19 protein-coding genes are annotated in these 18,971 nt (G+C 45.0%); 15 read left to right on the top strand and 4 right to left on the bottom strand.

Annotation, left to right across the window (positions count from 1 at the left end):
- The first annotated feature begins 105 nt into the window (after positions 1-105).
- From AAHN97_RS17075 to AAHN97_RS17045, 7 genes are all read left to right on the top strand, one after another.
- Positions 106-330 (top strand): 2TM domain-containing protein, encoded by a 225-nt coding sequence (locus tag AAHN97_RS17075; protein WP_343303270.1) that lies wholly within the window; start codon positions 106-108, stop codon positions 328-330.
- Position 331: 1 nt separating this feature from the next.
- Positions 332-901, top strand: a complete 570-nt coding sequence (locus AAHN97_RS17070; RefSeq protein WP_343303269.1) for a cupin domain-containing protein — start codon at positions 332-334, stop codon at positions 899-901.
- Between the two features lie 2 nt (positions 902-903).
- On the top strand, positions 904-1,470 hold the full coding sequence (locus AAHN97_RS17065; protein WP_343303268.1) for a carboxymuconolactone decarboxylase family protein: 567 nt from the start codon (positions 904-906) through the stop codon (positions 1,468-1,470).
- 15 nt (positions 1,471-1,485) lie between these two features.
- Complete coding sequence (locus AAHN97_RS17060) at positions 1,486-2,232, top strand: alpha/beta fold hydrolase (protein WP_343303267.1); 747 nt, start codon at positions 1,486-1,488, stop codon at positions 2,230-2,232.
- A 104-nt stretch (positions 2,233-2,336) separates the two neighbouring features.
- Entirely contained in the window at positions 2,337-2,981 is a 645-nt protein-coding gene (locus AAHN97_RS17055) for an antibiotic biosynthesis monooxygenase (RefSeq protein WP_343303266.1), read from the top strand.
- A gap of 28 nt (positions 2,982-3,009) precedes the next feature.
- Entirely contained in the window at positions 3,010-3,801 is a 792-nt protein-coding gene (locus AAHN97_RS17050) for a type 1 glutamine amidotransferase domain-containing protein (RefSeq protein WP_343303265.1), read from the top strand.
- Between the two features lie 8 nt (positions 3,802-3,809).
- A complete protein-coding gene (locus tag AAHN97_RS17045) occupies positions 3,810-4,448 on the top strand; it encodes an NAD(P)H-binding protein (protein ID WP_343303264.1) in 639 nt (212 codons plus the stop codon).
- 43 nt (positions 4,449-4,491) lie between these two features.
- Here the strand turns inward: AAHN97_RS17045 and AAHN97_RS17040 are convergent, their stop codons facing one another.
- Positions 4,492-4,824, bottom strand: a complete 333-nt coding sequence (locus AAHN97_RS17040; RefSeq protein ID WP_343303263.1) for a HopJ type III effector protein — start codon at positions 4,822-4,824, stop codon at positions 4,492-4,494.
- Positions 4,825-4,909: 85 nt separating this feature from the next.
- Between AAHN97_RS17040 and AAHN97_RS17035 the strand changes: the two genes are divergently transcribed.
- The 3 genes from AAHN97_RS17035 to AAHN97_RS17025 are packed head-to-tail and all read left to right on the top strand — an operon-like array spanning position 4,910 to position 6,331.
- Positions 4,910-5,362, top strand: a complete 453-nt coding sequence (locus AAHN97_RS17035) for an SRPBCC family protein (RefSeq protein WP_343303262.1) — start codon at positions 4,910-4,912, stop codon at positions 5,360-5,362.
- On the top strand, positions 5,343-5,666 hold the full coding sequence (locus AAHN97_RS17030) for an ArsR/SmtB family transcription factor (RefSeq protein WP_343303261.1): 324 nt from the start codon (positions 5,343-5,345) through the stop codon (positions 5,664-5,666). The genes AAHN97_RS17035 and AAHN97_RS17030 overlap by 20 nt, the downstream gene beginning before the upstream one ends.
- Before the next feature lie 2 nt (positions 5,667-5,668).
- Positions 5,669-6,331, top strand: coding sequence for an NADPH-dependent F420 reductase (locus tag AAHN97_RS17025; protein ID WP_343303260.1), 663 nt, complete (start codon positions 5,669-5,671; stop codon positions 6,329-6,331).
- A gap of 176 nt (positions 6,332-6,507) precedes the next feature.
- Here AAHN97_RS17025 and AAHN97_RS17020 read toward each other — a convergent pair whose 3' ends face one another.
- On the bottom strand, positions 6,508-7,272 hold the full coding sequence (locus AAHN97_RS17020) for a MerR family transcriptional regulator (protein WP_343303259.1): 765 nt from the start codon (positions 7,270-7,272) through the stop codon (positions 6,508-6,510).
- Positions 7,273-7,433: 161 nt separating this feature from the next.
- Here AAHN97_RS17020 and AAHN97_RS17015 point away from each other — a divergent pair, with 161 nt between their 5' ends.
- Together AAHN97_RS17015 and AAHN97_RS17010 are read left to right on the top strand one after the other, a co-directional pair.
- Positions 7,434-8,267 carry an isocitrate lyase/PEP mutase family protein gene (locus AAHN97_RS17015; RefSeq protein WP_343303258.1) on the top strand — a complete coding sequence of 278 codons (834 nt, stop codon included), beginning with the start codon at positions 7,434-7,436 and terminating at the stop codon, positions 8,265-8,267.
- A 94-nt stretch (positions 8,268-8,361) separates the two neighbouring features.
- Entirely contained in the window at positions 8,362-8,772 is a 411-nt protein-coding gene (locus AAHN97_RS17010; RefSeq protein WP_343303257.1) for a fasciclin domain-containing protein, read from the top strand.
- Between the two features lie 38 nt (positions 8,773-8,810).
- On the opposite strand, the gene AAHN97_RS17005 is transcribed toward AAHN97_RS17010, so the two are convergent.
- Positions 8,811-9,602, bottom strand: coding sequence for an acetolactate decarboxylase (locus tag AAHN97_RS17005; RefSeq protein ID WP_343303256.1), 792 nt, complete (start codon positions 9,600-9,602; stop codon positions 8,811-8,813).
- 48 nt (positions 9,603-9,650) lie between these two features.
- Here AAHN97_RS17005 and AAHN97_RS17000 point away from each other — a divergent pair, with 48 nt between their 5' ends.
- Complete coding sequence (locus tag AAHN97_RS17000; protein ID WP_343303255.1) at positions 9,651-10,871, top strand: hypothetical protein; 1,221 nt, start codon at positions 9,651-9,653, stop codon at positions 10,869-10,871.
- 38 nt (positions 10,872-10,909) lie between these two features.
- Here the strand turns inward: AAHN97_RS17000 and AAHN97_RS16995 are convergent, their stop codons facing one another.
- A complete protein-coding gene (locus tag AAHN97_RS16995; RefSeq protein ID WP_343303254.1) occupies positions 10,910-11,887 on the bottom strand; it encodes a GlxA family transcriptional regulator in 978 nt (325 codons plus the stop codon).
- 151 nt (positions 11,888-12,038) lie between these two features.
- On the opposite strand from AAHN97_RS16995, the gene AAHN97_RS16990 reads away from it, so the two are divergent.
- The gene (locus AAHN97_RS16990; protein WP_343303253.1) at positions 12,039-16,013 is read left to right on the top strand and encodes a hybrid sensor histidine kinase/response regulator transcription factor; all 3,975 of its coding nucleotides are present in this window, start codon (positions 12,039-12,041) and stop codon (positions 16,011-16,013) included.
- 111 nt (positions 16,014-16,124) lie between these two features.
- Complete coding sequence (locus tag AAHN97_RS16985; protein WP_343303252.1) at positions 16,125-18,968, top strand: TIM-barrel domain-containing protein; 2,844 nt, start codon at positions 16,125-16,127, stop codon at positions 18,966-18,968.
- Positions 18,969-18,971 lie beyond the last annotated feature (3 nt).

Here is an 18,971-nt window from a genome sequence, read left to right as displayed (position 1 = left end):
AGTAACCAACCTTTGATATGGGGATCTAAAAAATTGTTTTTCAGTGCATTAATGATCTGGACTTTTATGGCACATAAGTAGTCATACAACACCAAAACCAATTGTATGACACAATCAACTCAATGGGGCACCACCACGCCTATCGATCCTAAAAAGGGCTTCAGGATCCACTTAATTGTATTCCTGCTTGTCGCCCCGGCTATCTGGCTTGTATGGTATCTGACGGACCGGACCTACCCCTGGCCATTATGGTCTACACCAGCATGGGCAATAGGCGTATTCTTCCACTACCTCGGCGTATTTGTTTTCAAAAAACCCAAGAACAATTAAAATGGATCAGCAACAGAAAACATTCAGACGCATTGTAACAGGGCATGATGCAGATGGAAAGGCCATCATTATTTCAGATGCCCCTCCTGTGCATACACAACTTGTTGGCGGCGTTGGTGGTCCTACTTTCTTTGAAGTATGGCATACGTTAGAAACACCTGCATTAATTCGGGCTCAGCCGAACGAGCCGGATGAACCAGGTTTGGTTTTACCGCCTCCTAAAAGTGGTACCCGCATCCGGGTGATCGAATTTCCGCCGGAAGGAGAAGAAATAAGGAAACTTACTTCAGCAGACGCAGTAGCTAAATTCAGGTCTATGGGAGATGCAAAGGCCTCCACATCAGATGAAGCCGCTCCTCATCCTTTAATGCACCGGACAAAAACGGTGGATTATGGGATAGTACTTGAAGGTGAGATAACATTGGTCCTTGACCGGGCAGAGACAACTATTCAGGCGGGTGATATTGTTATTCAGAACGGTACAAATCATGCCTGGGCGAACCGCTCCGGCAAGATCTGCCGCATGATCTTTATGCTGATCGATGGTCAGTTTACCAATGAAATCATCTAGCCATGCGTATAAAACCATTACCACCGGATACCCTTAGCCCTGAGATCCGCCATGTACATGATGAGATAGCCAGTCTTGTTGGCAGGAGCCAAAGCCAGGTAACCATGCTTGATGCGCAGGGGGCATTGTTAGGTCCTTTCCCGCCGATGCTGCATTATCCGCAGTTCGGCATACCAGCGCTGAGCTTTTTGCGGGCTATTGATATGCACGCAACACTTAACAAGCGGGTGCGTGAAGTGGTTATACTTACTGTAGGTGCTGCTTTTGGCGCCCGCTTTGAACTGTATGCGCATGAGATCACAGCAGCAGCTTTGGGCCTTCCGGATGATATTATAGCATCGCTGGCAGCAGGTGGTCATCCTTATGGTTTAAATGAGCAGGAAACCATTGCTCATAATATTGCTGATGTATTGGTGAAAGGTCATGTTGTTCCCGCTTCAACTTATAAACAGGCAGTAAAGTTGCTGGGGCTGGCAGGAGTGGCAGAACTCTTCTTCCTGGTAAGTGGCTACAGCCTCATCGCCATGATCTTAAATGGATTTGATATGCCTGCACCAGATGTTCAATAACCAAAACTTTAAAAGATGGAAAAAACAACTTCACAAACGTATGTGCTGGTACACGGCGCATGGCAGGCTCCCTATGTTTGGGATACGGTTTGCACCAATCTGCAGAAAGAAGGCAACAAAGTGATTGTGGTAGAATTACCGGGCCATGGCGCAGACAAAACGCCTGCGCAAAACCTGGGGTTGGATGTCTACACTGATAAGGTTGTAGCAGCAATTTCGGAACAAGGAGGGAAGATCATCCTGGTAGGACATAGCTTGGGCGGGATGGTGATAACCCAGGTGGCCGAAGAAATTCCTCATAAGATCAGTAAGCTGGTTTACATCGGGGCTTTTCTTCCTGCATCCGGAGAAGCACTTACCGATCTTGCTTACTCAGATCCGCACTCCCAATTAGGCCCTGCATTAGTTCCTTCACACGATCAACTGACGCTTGATGTGAAACCGGACAGTCTCACTTATCTCTTTATCAACGACGGTTCAGAGCTTGCTAAAGACATGGTACTTGCCAACTATCGTGCAGAGCCGGCTATTCCTTTTTCCAACAAGGTGACGTTGACCCATGAAAACTTTGGTACGGTGGAAAAAGTGTATATCAAAACACTCCAGGATATAGTGATCTCACAGCACCTGCAGGATCGTATGATAGCAACAGCTGGCATCACATCAGTTTACTCGGTCAATACAAGCCACTCTCCATTCCTGTCTCAGCCGCAGGCAGTTTCGGACCTGTTGCGGGAAATAGGACAGCAAATAGCCTCCTGAAATTTTTTGACGCATTTGCGTCAGGCAGGCCTTTCTTTTTCCTTTCAACTTTGCATTAAAAATAAAAAGTAATGAAGGCTTTTGTATTTGTAATAATGTGCCTTTTGTTAAGCAGCACATATGTAGCGGCACAGGAAGTAGCCGTATTAACCCGGTACGAAGTAAAAAAGGGTTATGAGAAAAAGGTCTGCAAAGTGCTTGGTAAGTATGTGAGGTATGCTATTGGTCTTGAAAGTAACATTATGGCAGAAGCATATTATGAGCAGGAGAACCCCTCCATACTATGGCTTATAGAAAGATGGAGCAGCAAAGGCGCACTGGAAAATGGGTGGAAATTAAACCAGATACGGCTGATACAACCTGCAGAAAAGATCTACATAAAAGACCTGGAGCCGATTTCAAAAAATGAATGGCGAAAGGCGCCCAAAAAAGATGATAAGCCGGTCACCATCATGTTATTTGTGGATAGCAGGGAGGGCACCGAAGGCAATTTTAAAGCAGTGTATCACACTGCCATGCCACAGTTCCGAAGTGAACCGGGTGTTATTAATTACCAACTTTCACAACTTGAAGAGGACAGTACCCGGTTTGTTACTTATGAAAAATTCAGGAGCGAAGATGCCTTTCAGTATCACCTGAATTTTCCTCCCATACAACCTGTGATTGATTATCTGAATACCAGTATCAAAAAACAACCTTTTCAAACCGGCCTTCACAGGCTTATACCGTTTTCACCTAAAAAACCATAATAAAATGAGATCTATTAAACTAATCATCATGACAGGCACAATAGGAATAATTACTGCATTTAATGCAACGGCTCAGGATAGAGTAAGAGCCGCACAGATCAGTGACCATGAACTGTCTGTATTGAATCAGCTGGCCTCTCCTTCAGTTGTTGTTAACATGCCTGTATCGCAATTGCTGAATGCTCCCGGAAACGAGGCATTACGGGCATTCTTTTTTACCCCGGTAAAGGATGCAACAGTATTAAAGGATAAAAGAATAGCCGTGCTTGCCGCCGATGGTTTTGAGGAAATTGAATTATTAGGCCCCGTATGGTATTTCAAACAACTGGGTGCTAAAGTAGACATCGTGGCGCCAAAATACAGTCCAGCCCCCGAGAGATATGGCCTTATGTATCCTGAAATGGCAAAAACACATATCATGGCCATACAATACCTGCAGCCTGTGGGCTGGGTGAAATTTGACCGTACTGCAGATCAGGTCAAAGTAGGGGATTACGATGCTGTGTTCATTCCTGGTGGTGCATGGAATCCGGATAACCTGCGATACGATAAGGACGTGATAAAATTCATACAGGACTTCAACAAGTCCGGAAAACTGATCGCGGCTATCTGTCACGCACCTGTTGTATTAGCTTCCGCTGATATTTTGAAAGGCAGAAAGTTGACAGGTTATTGGAACATACAGGTTGATCTGAAGAATGCGGGAGGAATTGTATCGGATCAACCAGTGGTAACAGAGGGGAACCTGGTTACCAGCAGGCATCCTATTGATGTGGCTGATTTTTCAAGAGCAGTGGAAAGTTGGCTGATTAAAAAGTGATCAGAGATATGAAAGCATTGATCATAGGAGCAACAGGCGCCACGGGCAAAGATCTTGTTCAGGTATTGTTGCAGGACCCTGACTATACAGCGGTTGTAATATTTGTGCGCCGTTCCGCCGGAATCGTTCATCCAAAACTGGTAGAGATCACGATTGACTTTGATAAATTGGAAAATGAATCGAACCTCATCAAAGGGGATGTGTGGTTTTCCTGCCTGGGAACTACGATGAAAACAGCTGGCTCCAGAGAAAAACAGTGGCATATAGATTATGATATCCCTGCAAAATTTGCTGAGATCGCCAAACGGAACGGCGTTTCCAAAGTAGTGCTGCTATCCGCCTATGGTGCTTCCGCCAAAAGCAATGTATTTTATTCCAAAGTAAAGGGTAACCTGGAAGACAGGATCACCAGCCTGGCATTTGAACAATTCATTATTTTCAGGCCGGGATTATTGCAGCGAAAGGATACGGACCGCCTGGGTGAACGAATAACCGCTGGTATATTAGAGCTGCTGAATTGTTTTGGATTGATCAGGAAGTTCCGCCCATTACCCACATTTACACTCGCTGAGAAATTAGCCAAAGCGCCGAAAGTACTCACACCCGGATTGCACCTGATAGAGTTGGAAAAGATATTCAGTTTTTAGAGCAAGCTATGGATCATCGATCCATAGCTGCTTATAATTCAAGTTACCTCGCCCGCAAAGCCTCTCTCTCAAAAACAATCCCAGACCAGCCATGCTTCATAAACTGCCTGATATTCTGGTGATCTGTCCCTTCCGGATTACCTAACACGGATTGATAGTGTTCTGCAAACAGGTATAATGTATCGGCTGCACTTAAGCCATTTAATTGAGCGAATGCAAAAACCTTGGCACTCCCCTGGTTTTGAGTTGCTTCATTATATGTTTCCCCATTTTTAAAAGCTGTCGGTTGATGTTGATATTGCGTTTCAATGAATTCAATCACCTCCTTGAACGGCAGGGAATTATCCTTTAATTTTTTAATCAGTTGCTCTTTCATACAGGCAAAAATAGGAATCCTGAGAAAATTATTTGCGTAACTTGAAAGTTACCTATATATTTGTGTAACTTAAAAGTTACTTATTATGGCCAGAAGTATTAAACACCAGTTTTCCTTCCCCCATCCACCTGCAATAGTTTGGGAATACCTGACAAGATCAGAATTGATGGAGTTATGGCTGATGAAGAACAATTTTCAGCCAATTGTGGGAGCCGACTTTCAATTCAGAACAAATCCCATCCCCGGTCTTGATTTCGATGGTATCTTCTACTGCAGGGTATTAGAGATCGTTCCCTTTAAAAAACTTTCTTATTCCTGGCAAAGCGGCCCGGGTAATGGCGAGATCACACTTGATTCCGTTGTTGTATGGAAGTTGGAGGCAACTGATAAAGGCACGGAACTTTTCCTGGAGCACAGTGGCTTCGCGAAAGAAGAAAACCTCAATTTCTACAACGGTTTAACAAATGGATGGCTGGAGAAATTCCCCAGGATCGCAGACCTTTTAAATGCAGCGCAACATGTCAACCCCAACGCTTGATGTATTCCAGGTCATAGGAGACCCCAGCAGAAGAAAGATGCTGATGTTGCTCTCGTCAGATAGCCTCACCATCAACACCCTGGCAGATCATTTCGACATGAGCCGCCCTGCTGTTTCAAAGCATATTAAAATACTATATAACGCAGGATTTATCTCCATCCAGGACATTGGCCGGGAGCGCTATTGCACGTTGAAGAAAGATGGCTTTGAAGAACTGCAGGCCTGGATCTCTTACTTCGATGAGTTCTGGAAATTTAAACTGAAAAAGCTGGAAACCTTATTAAATAAAAAACTATCCAATTAAGCATGAACATAGCCATTATCGGTTCAGGCGAAATGGGAGGTTGCCTGGCAGCAATGCTTATTAAGCTGGGGCATACTGTTTCGGTGGCTAACTCCAGGGGGCCTGCCATAGAAGAAGTTGTGGAAAATAAAGAGGTCATCATTGTTTCCATTCCACAAAAGAATATACCCACTCTTTCTAAACGCTTTCCAAAGGATGCGGTGGTTATTGATACAGGAAATTATTACCCCAATCTCCGCGATGGAAATATACCAGCTCTTGACCAAAGTGGTATTGATAGCCTGTGGGTGCAGGAGCAATTAGGCGTTCCTGTTGTTAAAGTATTTAACTCCATTCTTGCCACCAGCCTGAAAGACAAGAGCACACACAAGAGAATCGCTTTAGCCGTATCCGGGGATGATGCAAAAGCAAAGGAAGTGGTATTTAAGATGGTGGAAGATCTGGGCTTTGATCACTTTGATATTGGTACTATTGCCCAATCATGGAAGCAACAACCTGGCTCTGTTATTTATTGCAGGGATATTAATCTTGAAGAACTTAAAAGGAGAGTTGATACAATGGGCAATGATATGCAGGCCGTGATCACAAAACGAAAAGCAGACGAAGTGCTAATGAAGAATGATTACCCGGCTTATCTGGAGTATTTGCAGCGCGGCCTGCAGTAACCAGCATTTTGGAGACCTGATGTCGCACTGGGGGTAGGTTTCACACGTTATCCTTGCTTCATCCTAGCTTCAAAGTAGCTTAAACCCGCTCCGGACTGCAACATGAAGCAAGGATGAAGCAAGGATGGTGCTACCATAGCGGATTTAAAAAGGGGCCCCGCGGGGCCCCTTTTAGTTTATTCCTGTGTTTTAACATAATAGTCCGTGGCCTCTTTCAGAAAGAGTGCCAGCTCCTTACTGGGCATGCCATTCACTGTCGCATAGCGATTATCTGCTACGTATAACTCCCCCAGCTTCCTGAAATACTCCAGTTTGCCCATTTCTATTTTTCCACCGCTCAGCCGGAGGATAATCTGATATCGCCGGGCAATATGCTGTTGTACCTCCGGGCTTTTGGGATCGCCGGACATGAGGGCCGTTAACTTGCCGGAGATCTCATTCAGCTCAGTTTTCAGGGCATCCATTTCATCTTTGCTAAATCCACGCAAGGTATCTTCAGCATTTAAAATGGTATCCTTGCCCCATTTAGCCATGGCTTCCGTACGGTAGGCCTCCATTTTATCCCGGGGAATGCCTTCATATAGATCTTCTACCTGTAACATAGTGTTGTTTTTAATTGTTACCAATGTTTTGTCTATGGTACCAACCAATGTGTTTATCCTTTCCTTCTTTGCCAGCAGCGCTTTCCTGTGCCCTTCCAAAGCCTGCACCAGATCAAATGCAGGATCGTCCAGAATGGCGCAGATATCTTTCAGCGGAAAATCCAGTTCCCGGTAAAAGAGTATCTGCTGCAACCGCAACAGTTCTTTTTCGCCATACAGCCGGTACCTGGCCTCGGTACGGACGGAAGGTTTTAATAAGCCCATCTTATCATACAGATGTAAGGTGCGCACACTCACACCCGCCAGTTTAGAGAGCTTTTTTACAGAATACTTGTCCATCGTTTGGATTTATACCTTGTTGGGAGCAAATATAGGGTATGACGTAAGGGGAGAGTCAAGAGAAAAGTCAAATTTTTTCTGAATAAATAAAAATCATCAAACAGTTTGGTGTGAAAGGATGGAATGGTATTTGAGCGATTGAGGTAAATAAGCAAATTAAGATGTTAACAGCGCAACACAGCAAAGCCACTGCCCTCAAAGCCCTCCACGAACGGGAAGGTATTTTTGCTATACCCAATCCATGGGACGCCGGCTCTGCAAAACTACTGGCCCATCTTGGATTTGAAGCCCTGGCCACTACAAGTGCCGGCCTGGCCTTTATGCTCGGAAAACCCGATGGAGAAGGAGCTGTAACCCGGGAAGAAACACTGAAGAATGTACAGGATATTGTAGCAGCCACTACACTGCCTGTTTCTGCAGATCTGGAAAACGGTTATGGAGATGAACCGGAAGCATGTGCCGCTACAATTCTGCAGGCCGCAAAAGCAGGCCTTGTCGGAGGTTCTATTGAAGATGCCACCGGCCGTCCGGATGATCCCATCTATCCTTTTGAGCTTTCGGTAGAGCGTGTACGCGCAGCTATAAAAGCCGCACGCAGTCTGTCATTCCCTTTTACATTCACTGCAAGGGCAGAAAATCTTATATATGGACGCATAGATCTGAAGGATACCATAAAACGTTTAGTAGCTTATGCTGAAGCAGGCGCGGATGTACTCTTTGCTCCCGGGTTGAAAACACGGGAAGAAATTGAAAGCGTTGTAAAAGCTGTTGCACCTAAACCGGTGAGTGTAGTAATGGGATTAGGCAGTGTTGTTTTCTCATTGGAAGAACTGCAGCAAATGGGTGTAAAAAGAGTAAGCCTGGGCTCTTCTCTTTCACGTGCAGCATATGGTAGTTTCTACCAGGCTGCACAGGAGATTAGAGAAAAGGGCACTTTTTCTTTTGCGAAAGATGCTATCGCCTATGCAGAATTAAATAGGATCTATCACATGTAGTATTACTGACCTATATAACATTTCCGGTAGTTACGTTTAATTAAGCTTACCTTTTGATGTTGCCGGCTATACTGCCGGCAGGTAAATCAACAAAATGTCAAATATTACGCAGGTTGTTAACACAGACAAATACCTGAAAACTTTAAAGAAAGGTGTACATGCTTCAGACCTGGACCAGTTACTGAGCAGCAGAGGCCCTTTCACTTTTTTTGCACCGAATGACGTTGCTTTTGAGAAATTGGAAAGTGGACTGATGGAAGGCCTTCTTGCAAAAGAAAAAAAGCAGCAACTTACTGATCTGATGAATAATCATATCGTGAATGGAAAGATCCTTTTCAAAGACCTGAAAAACGGAGATAAATTAAATACATTGGGCGGCACTGTGCTGGCGGTAGAAGTGCAGAATGGAAAAGTGAGCATCGGCGGCGCTGTTATCCTTGAACGTGAAGCCAGAATAACAAACGGTACAATACATTCCACTGATACAGTCTTTGTGAAAAGCTGATAATTCAAAAGAAGGTCGTACAGACCTTCTTTTTTTAATTAATTCTTTCCGCCCCGCTCCACACTTTTAATATCTTCCTCTCTGTTCTTTTTAAAGTCAAAATGTTCAAAGTCTTTCGTTGACGGAACCTGTACCGTATAACTATCCAGTACATCTATTTCAATGACAATATCCGATGCTTTCAGATCTATGATATGCCCACCAGCATTCTTCTGCTGAGAGAGGTAATGAAAGTGATAACCTGAAATATTGGTATTGTCCATAAAAGGAGGCAGGCGGTATCCAATAAGGTCTCCCTGGCAATCCTTAAATTCAAAGAATTGCTGCAGGGGCAGCATATCTGCTAATGGTGTATGCTGATGTGCTTTAACGGGAGGGAAAGCCCTCGTTTTGAGGTAACTGAATTTCCCACTTATATGGATCGCATACATACCATTGACATTGCTCAACACACTATCCAGGTACTGAAAGAGTATGGCTTTATCCATAGGCTGAGGGGGAGTGATCTTTTTGTCCGGATGAAAGAAGTTCACCATGGCGAAAGGTGTGAGCGCCTTATCATCCACGATAAAAGTTTTACCGCTATGTTGCGTCTGATAGATCTTTCCTTTGAATACAACAATCTCTCCATCCAGTTTATCCGGTGCCCCCAGCCCAAAATCACCATGTGCCTTCAGTGACTTATAAGGATAGATGCCATCATAAAGACCACCGATCAGCCCTGCGCCGATGCCAACAGTAAACAGGGAATTGTGGCCTTTGGAAGGAGTGAGGCCGGCAGATAGGGTAATGATCATCACTGCCGGGAAAAAGATATGGATAAGTCGCATGTTATTGATATGTTTCGGGAAGTAAATATAAATCATTAATTTTCAGCATTGAACTGGAAACTGCTCATATGGCTTATGTTGTTAACCGGCACTGTAAAGGCACAGGCTGATAAATGGACTGGTACCTGGCAGATGAGCAGTAAGCCCTGGCCCCATATCCCCGCCATCATCCTTGATTTCCAGATAGGCGTTCCGGAACAGGGTGTGCTCTATCCTGCAAAGATCAAATTGCAATACGGATCATTCACTGGTATTTACGAAGTACTGCTGGCAAAGAAAAATGATCATCAGCTGGGCATCGGCCGTGCTAAATATCCTTTGCAGCAATCCCCTTTCAAGCTGGGGATCTGGATGTGGTACCTGAATGGCACCCTGGATTTCCATAATACAAAGCTCACGCTGAACAGGATGTGGATAGATGGTTTTGGCATCTGGATGCGCGGATTATATGATGATGATGAGATCTTCGTGAACACCAAAGTGATGTTGCGGAATTTCCTGTATCATGATTCCATTACTCTCAAAAAGATCAATAACCAACCCCTGGCTGATTCTTCCGTACGGAGGATACTGGGTATACAAACTTCCGAGATCTACTACGGCATCTATGACCGTATCTTCTCTTCAGATAGTGTTATCACCATGCAGGTGGAGGACCAGGAGAAATATGATAAGGATACCGTTACCCTGTTGCATAACAACAGAACGATCTTTAGCCGGCAGGAAATAAATGACCAGAACCGGCGTCAGCAGATACAACTGGATACCGGCCGGAACCTCTTTGTATTCTTTGCCGATAATTATGGCCGCCTTCCACCCAATACCGGAAACCTGTACACGAAGATCGGGGAGAAGGAATACAGTTTTGACTTCAGCCACCGTTCCAATGCCTTTGCTACTTTTGTGGTAGCGGATATCTATTATAAACAAAGCGCCCAAAGAGAATCCATTCCCCTCGCCAATATAAAAGTAGATACCGCGAATATTATACTGGAGCTGTGGGATAGTGCAAAAGAAGATGGCGATAGTATTTCCCTGCGCCTGAACGGGCAATGGATCATGACTGGTTTTCCTGTAAAGAATACCCTGCAAAAGATCCCCATTAAACTACAACCGGGAGAAAATACGCTTTTATTTACAGCAGATAATCTCGGGTCTATCCCTCCAAATACAGCAGAGCTGCGCATCCGGTATGGAACTAAAAGCAAGACCCTGCGCCTTAGTACGGACATGAAAAAGAATAATGAGATCAGGCTGATCCTGGAATAAGATAACCCGGGCCGCTGTACTTTTGAAGAAAGTGGTGATCACATCTGATGCACCCTGTTATATTTACTCCGGTATTCTTTGGGCAGCAGTCCGGTTACCATTTTGAAAGAAGTTCTGAAAGTTTTGGTATCTGAGTAACCCACTTCATACATAATATCATTGATCTTTTTGCTGCTCATTTCCAGGTGTTTCTTAGCAGCTTCAATTTTCACCCTTTGCGTGTATTCATTAAGCGTATTAGCGGTTGCTTTTTTAAATCTCCTTTCAAGGCTTCTCTTTCCAACAGCCAGCATACCCGCTAACTGGTCCACTGTTATTTTCTGCTGGAAATTATTCTCTATATAGTTCTGTGCCTGTTTCACGGGTTCATCGTTATGATCTTTCTGGCCCTGGAAAATACTGAATACGGATTGGGTATGCCGGTCTGCATCCACCTGGAAGAATTTTGCACAATAGATGGCGGTATCTTTTCCTGCATATTTTTCAACCAGGTATACGATCAGGTTCAGGAATGAAATACCGCCGCTGCTGGAATAGATGCCCGCTTCATCTGTAATGATCTTATCTACTACCAGGTTTACATCCGGGTACATGCTCCTGAATTTGTTGGCAGCCTTCCAGTGTGTTACGCATTTCTTTCCGTTCAATAGTCCTGTAGCCGCTAATAAAAAGGCGCCTACACAGAGGCTGGCCAGCTCAGCTCCTTTGTTATATTGATCCTTCATCCATTCGATCAGTTCAAGATTATTTTTCACTGATTCAGACATATCGCCATGCACCGCCGGGATAATGATCAGATCGCTTTTCTTTGCTTCTTTGATGGTAAAGTGTGTTTGGATGGTGAAGAGCCCATCATTTAACTGAATGGACTTTGCCGTACCTACAAACTGGATCTTAAATATGGGAGCCTTTCCCTGGCTGGCCAGGTGATCATTGATCTCCGTAAATACCTGGCGGGGAAATTCTATGTTGGATAATGCCCCGCCGGCCGGAACAATTATGGATATTAGCTTCATGTATTAAAAATACAAAATTGCCTGATACCCTATGTTGTTGTTGGTAGGTTGGAAACGGTTATTCACCGGCATGAACGGCCACTTTGTTCCACCCAGGGTTACCATAAGTCTGATTAATACCTTAAATTGGCATAGTCACTAATAATATTCCATGTTGAAAAAGGTCATTCTGCTGGTAAGTATCCTCTGCAGCCCGCTTATCCTTCCGGCTCAGTCGTTTGATGCCATTGATAGCAGGAACGGCCTGTCTAATAACCAGGTGAACACCATCGCGAAAGACGAAAAGGGCTTTGTATGGTTCGGTACCATGTCTGGTCTCAACAGGTACGATGGTTACAGCTTTAAGGTATTCAAACACAAAGCAGGAGACTCTACTACCATCAATGACGACTTCATCAGCCAGATCGTACCCGGCCCGCATCATGCACTGTGGGTACAAACCCCTAACGGCTGGAATGTTTTCAACCCCCGCACGGAAAAATTCACCGCACGCCTGCAGGACTACCTGAACATTAAAGAAGAAAACTTCACAGCCATCGTGCCGGATGGAAGAGGGCATTTCTGGTTTGTATTGCCGGGCACCGGGCTTTACAAATATGATAACCAGCATAACAGCACTTTTTACAGGAACCCTGGTAATATCACTGCCTTAACACCGGACCATGCAGGTTTCATCTGGATCGCTTATGCGGAAGGTATCCTGGAGAAGCGGGATACGGCTTACAGGCTGATCAGCCAAACAAAGGTATTACAGCAGTACGAACCCAATACGGATTACAAACTTTTCGCGGATGCAGACAATGACCTCTGGATCTATTCAAATGGTAAGATCAAAGGTGTTTATTATTATAATACAAGAACAGGCAGCTTGCTGCCAATAAGAAAGGATGGAGCGAAGCTGCGCCTGAATAATGATATCATTAATGGCATTACGCAGGACGATAAAGGGAATATCTGGGTGGCCACGGATCACGGCGGTATTAACCTGATCGATAAAAAGAATTTCACGGCCAGGTATATCTTGAATAACGAAAATGATCCAAAAAGCCTGCGCCAGAACAGCGTGAACACCATCTATAAAGATAATAGCGGTATTATATGGCTGGGCACGTTTAAAAAAGGGGTCAACTATTTCCATGAAAGCAATCTGAAGTTCCCGCTATATCAGCATCCCGGTAATTTTGTATACAATGATGTGAACCGTTTTGTGGAAGATAAAAAAGGCAATCTCTGGATCGGTACCAACGGCGGTGGGCTTATTTACTACGACCGGGCAAAAGGTACTTCCAGGCAATATCTCCACGGCGGGCCCAACACTCTTTCTAATAATGTGATCGTTAGTTTATGCATCGATAAAGAAGATAAGCTTTGGATCGGTACATACTATGGCGGGCTGGACTGCTTCGATGGAAAGAAATTCATCAATTATAAACACGATGAAAAAAATCCCTACAGCCTGGCGGACGACAGGGTATGGGAGATCTTTGAAGATAGTCAGCAACGTTTATGGATCGGTACATTATCTGAAGGACTGACACTGTTTGACAGGAAAGAAAATAAGTTCATCCGCTACAAACCCCCGGCCAGCCAGTCGAATTACATCTCTTCCATTATGGAAGATAAAAGCGGTAATATCTGGGTAGGCACAGCTGTAGGGATTGACATCCTCGATAAACGTACAGGCCTTTTCCGCCATTATGAACATATAGACAACAACCCCCAAAGCCTGAGCCATAATATTGTGATCGATATTTTGCAGGACAGCAGGGGATTGATCTGGATCGCTACCAGGGATGGCCTCAATGTATTTGATCCGGCTAAACGTACATTCAAAACCTACCGTGTGGAAGATGGCCTGCCGGATAATACCATCCTTACCCTGCTGGAAGATAACGATCATCACCTCTGGCTGAGCACGCCGAATGGGTTATCCAATATTATCGTTACAGCTTCGGGTATCCAATGCAAAAACTATGATGAGGCAGACGGATTACAAGGCAGCCAGTTCAATGAAAATGCCGCCCTGAAAACAAAGGGTGGAGAATTATTCTTTGGTGGCGCCAATGGCTTTAACGGTTTTCAGCCTTCAGGGCTTAAAGAGAACAAAGCGGTGCCGCAACTGGTGTTAACAGGTTTGCAGATCTTTAATACACCCGTTAAAATAGGAGAGAAGTATAATGGCAGAACGGTACTCAGGCAATCTGTTACAGAAGCAAAGGAGCTTAGCCTGAAATACAACCAGCATGTATTCTCCATAGAATTCGCCGCGCTGGAATATCTCAATGCCAGTAAAATAAAATATGCGTATCAGCTGAAAGGCTTTAGTGACGAATGGCTAACTACAGATGCAAAAGACCGCAAAGCCACTTTTACCAACCTCAATCCCGGTGAGTATACCCTGTTCGTAAAAGCCAGTAATGAAGACGGTAAATGGGGTGATAAGCCCCTGGCTTTAACCATCCACATCCTGCCGCCTTTCTGGTTAACCCCCTTTGCATGGGGGGCTTATATATTGATCATTATTGCCGCGCTGATCTTCGGCAGGAAAATGATCCTGCGCCGGGCAAAGATGAAGTTCCAGATGGAACAGGAACGGCAGGAAGCCCATCGGCTGCATGAACTGGATATGATGAAGATAAAGTTCTTTACCAATGTAAGCCATGAGTTCAGAACCCCTTTATCCCTGATCATTACCCCCGTAGAAAAACTGATCGGGCAAACCGGCCAGCCGGAGGAAAAGAAACAGTTCCAGCTGATCCACCGGAATGCCAGGCGCTTACTGAATATGGTGAACCAGTTGCTGGACTTCCGGAAGCTGGAAGAGCAGGAACTGCGCCTGAACAGAACAACCGCGGATATTATCCGCTTCCTGAAAGAACTGTCCTGGTCTTTCACAGACATTGCGGAGAACAAACGGATCAGTTTCTCTTTTGAAACCAGCCTGGAACTACTGTTCACCAGCTTCGACCAGGAGAAGCTGGAACGGATCATGTTCAATCTCCTGAGCAATGCATTTAAGTTTACGCCCCTTGGAGGCGCTGTAACGGTAATGGTATCTGCTGAAGAGAAGGTATTAAGGATAAAGGTGAAAGATACCGGCATTGGTATTCCCCGGGATAAACAGGAAAAGATCTTTGAAAGGTTCTTTCAGAACGAAGTACCAGGTTCCATGGTAAATCAGGGAAGCGGCATCGGTTTATCCATTACCAAAGAATTTGTGCGCCTTCATGGTGGAGAGTTGACCGTGGAAAGTAAAGTGAACGAAGGAAGTGTTTTTACCGTATTGCTCCCTCTTACCCCTGTGGAAGAAGAGGGTTTAACGGTAAGAGAAGAAAAGGAAGTACAGCCTGCCCGGAATAAAAGAAAGAAAACCCTGCTGGTGGTAGAAGATAACGATGATTTCAGGTTCTACATTAAAGATAACCTGAAAGAATACTACAACATCCTGGAAGCCAGGAATGGGAAGGCAGGTTGGCAAAAAGCACTGGCGGACCATCCGGACCTCATCGTTTGTGATATCAGCATGCCGGAAATGAATGGTATTGAACTCTGCCGGAAGATACGGGACGATAAACGGACAGCCTGCATCCCCCTCATCCTGCTCACGGCCCTCACTGGTGAAGAATATCAGCTGGAAGGTCTCCATACCGGCGCCAGCGATTATATGACCAAACCCTTCAACTTCGAGATCCTGCATTCCAAGATCAAAAACCTCCTGTCCCAGCAGGAACAGTTCAAAAAAACCTATCAGAAGCAGGTACAGGCCCAGCCCTCAGAAATTTCCGGACCTTCTGCCGGAGATGTTTTTATTCAGCAGGCCCTGGCCATTGTAGAAAAGAATATCTCCAACCCGGATTTTTCCGTGGAAGAAATGAGCCGGGAAATGTTCATGAGCCGTGGCGCCCTGTACAAAAAAATGTTCAGCCTAACAGGACAGACCCCCATAGAATTCATCCGCTCCATTCGATTGCAGCGTGCTGCACAATTGCTGGAAAAAGGAGAAATGACGGTGGCAGAAGTAGCTTATGAAGTTGGTTTCAATAACCCTAAATATTTCTCCAAATACTTCAGGGATACCTTCAATGTACTCCCCTCTGCTTATAATAAAAATAATGATAATCAATAACTTGTAAAAACAGGTATACATTTTAATACCTAATCAGGAACATTTGACTCCCCTGTCTTTTTACGCCTTCCGTTAACTTTCGGTTCAGAGATAAATCGAGAAACGAACGTTATGAAAGGAAGATATTATATCCTGCTCTATGCTGTTTTTGTAATTTTTAACCACGTTGAAGCAAAGGTCCCCCGCAAACCGGTTCAGGAAACCAGTGATGGAGTGATCGTTTATCCGGAGCTTAACTTTTCCGGCAACACGAAGGCCGTTAAATTACAGGTGGTCTCTGACAGGATCATCCGGGTGATCGCTTCCCCCGCTGAGAACCTGCCACCTGTTAAAAGCCTGATCACAGTATATGGCCCGGCTTTGAAGAACTGGACCATTACGGAGAAAGGTGACAAAGTGATCCTGAAAACCCCCGCCCTTACAGCTACTGTATTATTATCCACCGGCGCAGTATCCTTTGCAGACAAAAGTGGCAAACTCCTGCTGGCTGAACGGCAGTTTTCCGGGCGTTCCTTTTCCCCTGCCGTGTTTGAAGGGCAGCAATCATATGGCATCACCCAGGTTTTTGAGACCACGGCAGACGATGCTTATTATGGCCTTGGCCAGCACCAGGCTGGTCAGTATAATTACAAAGGCCAGCAGGTTTTCCTCTTTCAGAACAATACGGAGGTAGCCATCCCTTTTTTAGTGAGCCGTAAAAACTATGGTATCCTCTGGGATAATTATTCCCTCACAAAAGTGGGAGATACCCGGGAATTCATGCCGCTCTCCAGGCTCAAACTGTATTCAAAGGAAGGCGATTCAGGATGGCTAACGGCTTCTTACTATAACAAACCAGGTGAGGTCGCTTTTACGAATGCGGAATCCAAAATAGATTATCCTTACCTGGGAGATACCAAAAAGAACCTCCCTGCGGCATTTCAATTACAGGATGGAATGGTCACCTGGGAAGGTGCTATCGCTTCAGACTTTGAGGGTATGCATAAATTCCGGATCACTTACGGCGGTTATGCAAAAATCTGGATCGATGGGAAATTGCTGACAGATAACTGGCGGCAATCCTGGAATCCCGGCTCGGTGATATTAGACTTGCCACTCCAAAAGAACAAAAAATATCCGCTTAAGATAGAATGGAAACCAGATGGCGCTGAATCCTATTTCAGCGTGAACTGGCTAGACCCCATTCCCGCAGCTGATCAGCATGCCTTCTCTTTCTCTTCAGAAGCCGGCAAACAACTGGATTACTATTTCATTCATGGGAATAGTATGGACGATGTGATTGGCGGGTACCGTACTGTTACCGGCAATGCCACAATTGTGCCTAAATGGGCCATGGGTTTCTGGCAAAGCAGGGAACGTTATAAAACGCAAACAGAGATCCTGCAGACCGTGGCAGAGTTCAGAAAACGGAAGATCCCGCTGGATAATATTGTGCTGGACTGGAGTTACTGGAAAGAAGATGCATGGGGCAGCCAGGAGTTCGATAAAACCCGCTTTTCCGATCCCGACAGTATGATCCGCGTGCTGCATGATCAGTATCACACAAAGTTCATGATCTCCGTATGGCCTAAAATGTACGAAGGCATTCCTGCGTATGATGATTTTGATAAGAAAGGCTGGTTGTATAAAAGGAATATAGCAGACCGGCAGAAAGACTGGATAGGCAAAGGGTACATCTCCACTTTTTATGATGCCTTCAATGAAGAAGCAAAACAGGGCTTCTGGAAATTACTGCAACACAAACTATATAATAAAGGTATTGATGCCTGGTGGATGGATGCCAGTGAGCCGGACATCCTTTCCAACGTTTCCCCTGAAAAACGGAAAGCCCAGATGTCACCCACCGCAGCAGGTATTGCAGCAGAATATCTGAACGCTTATCCCCTGGAGAATGCAAAAGGTATTTATAAGGGGCAGCGTGGAGTGGATAAAGATAAACGGGTATTTCTTTTAACCCGTTCCGGTTATGCCGGTTCCCAACATTATGGCGCTGCTATCTGGAGCGGGGATATTGCTTCCCGCTGGGAGGATATGAAAGCACAGATCCCGGCTGGGATCAACTTCTCTATGTCCGGCCTTCCCTTCTGGACAATGGATATCGGAGGTTTTGCTGTGGAAAATAGGTTTGTTAAACCGCAGGGCCCTGATCTGGAGGAATGGAAGGAACTGCAAACAAGGTGGTTCCAGTTCGGGGCCTTTGTTCCCATCTTTCGCGCACATGGGCAATTCCCTTACCGGGAAATATTCAACATTGCGGAGGAAGATCATCCTGCCTATAAAAGCATGTTGTATTACAACAGGCTGCGTTACCGCCTGATGCCTTATATCTATACGCTGGCCGGTATGACCTACCATCAGCAGTATACCATTATGCGCGGCCTGGTGATGGATTTTCCGAAAGACGAGGCGGTGAAGAATATCGGTGACCAGTTTATGTTCGGCCCCTCTTTACTGATCAACCCGGTATATCATTATAAAGAAAGAAACAAGAAATTATACCTGCCTGCAGGGCAGGGCTGGTATGATCTGCTTACTGGTGAATACTTTCAGGGAGGCCGGCATATCACTGTAGCTGCACCTTATGAAAAGATACCGGTATTTGTAAAGGAAGGATCTATTATCCCCACCGGGCCTGATCTGCAATACACAGAAGAGAAACCTGCAGATACCATTACACTGCACATTTACACCGGAAAAGATGCCACGTTCACTTTATACGAAGATGAAAACACGAATTATAATTATGAAAAAGGGGCTTTCAGCCAGATACCCATGAAGTATAATGAAGCAACCAAAACCCTCACGATCGGTGAAAGAAAAGGAAGTTTCCACGGTATGCTCACAGATCGCGTATTTAAAATTGTATGGATCAGCAGAACTGGTACTGCCACCGTAGATCAGCCCCTGCGGTACAACGGTCAAACTCAAATAGTTCCACAGTTAAAACAAAAATGAAGA

The sequence above is a fragment of the Chitinophaga niabensis genome, from assembly GCF_039545795.1.
Taxonomy (GTDB): domain Bacteria; phylum Bacteroidota; class Bacteroidia; order Chitinophagales; family Chitinophagaceae; genus Chitinophaga; species Chitinophaga niabensis_B.
The sequence above is the reverse complement of the archived record's forward strand: the minus strand, read 5'-3'. Positions and strand labels throughout refer to the sequence as shown.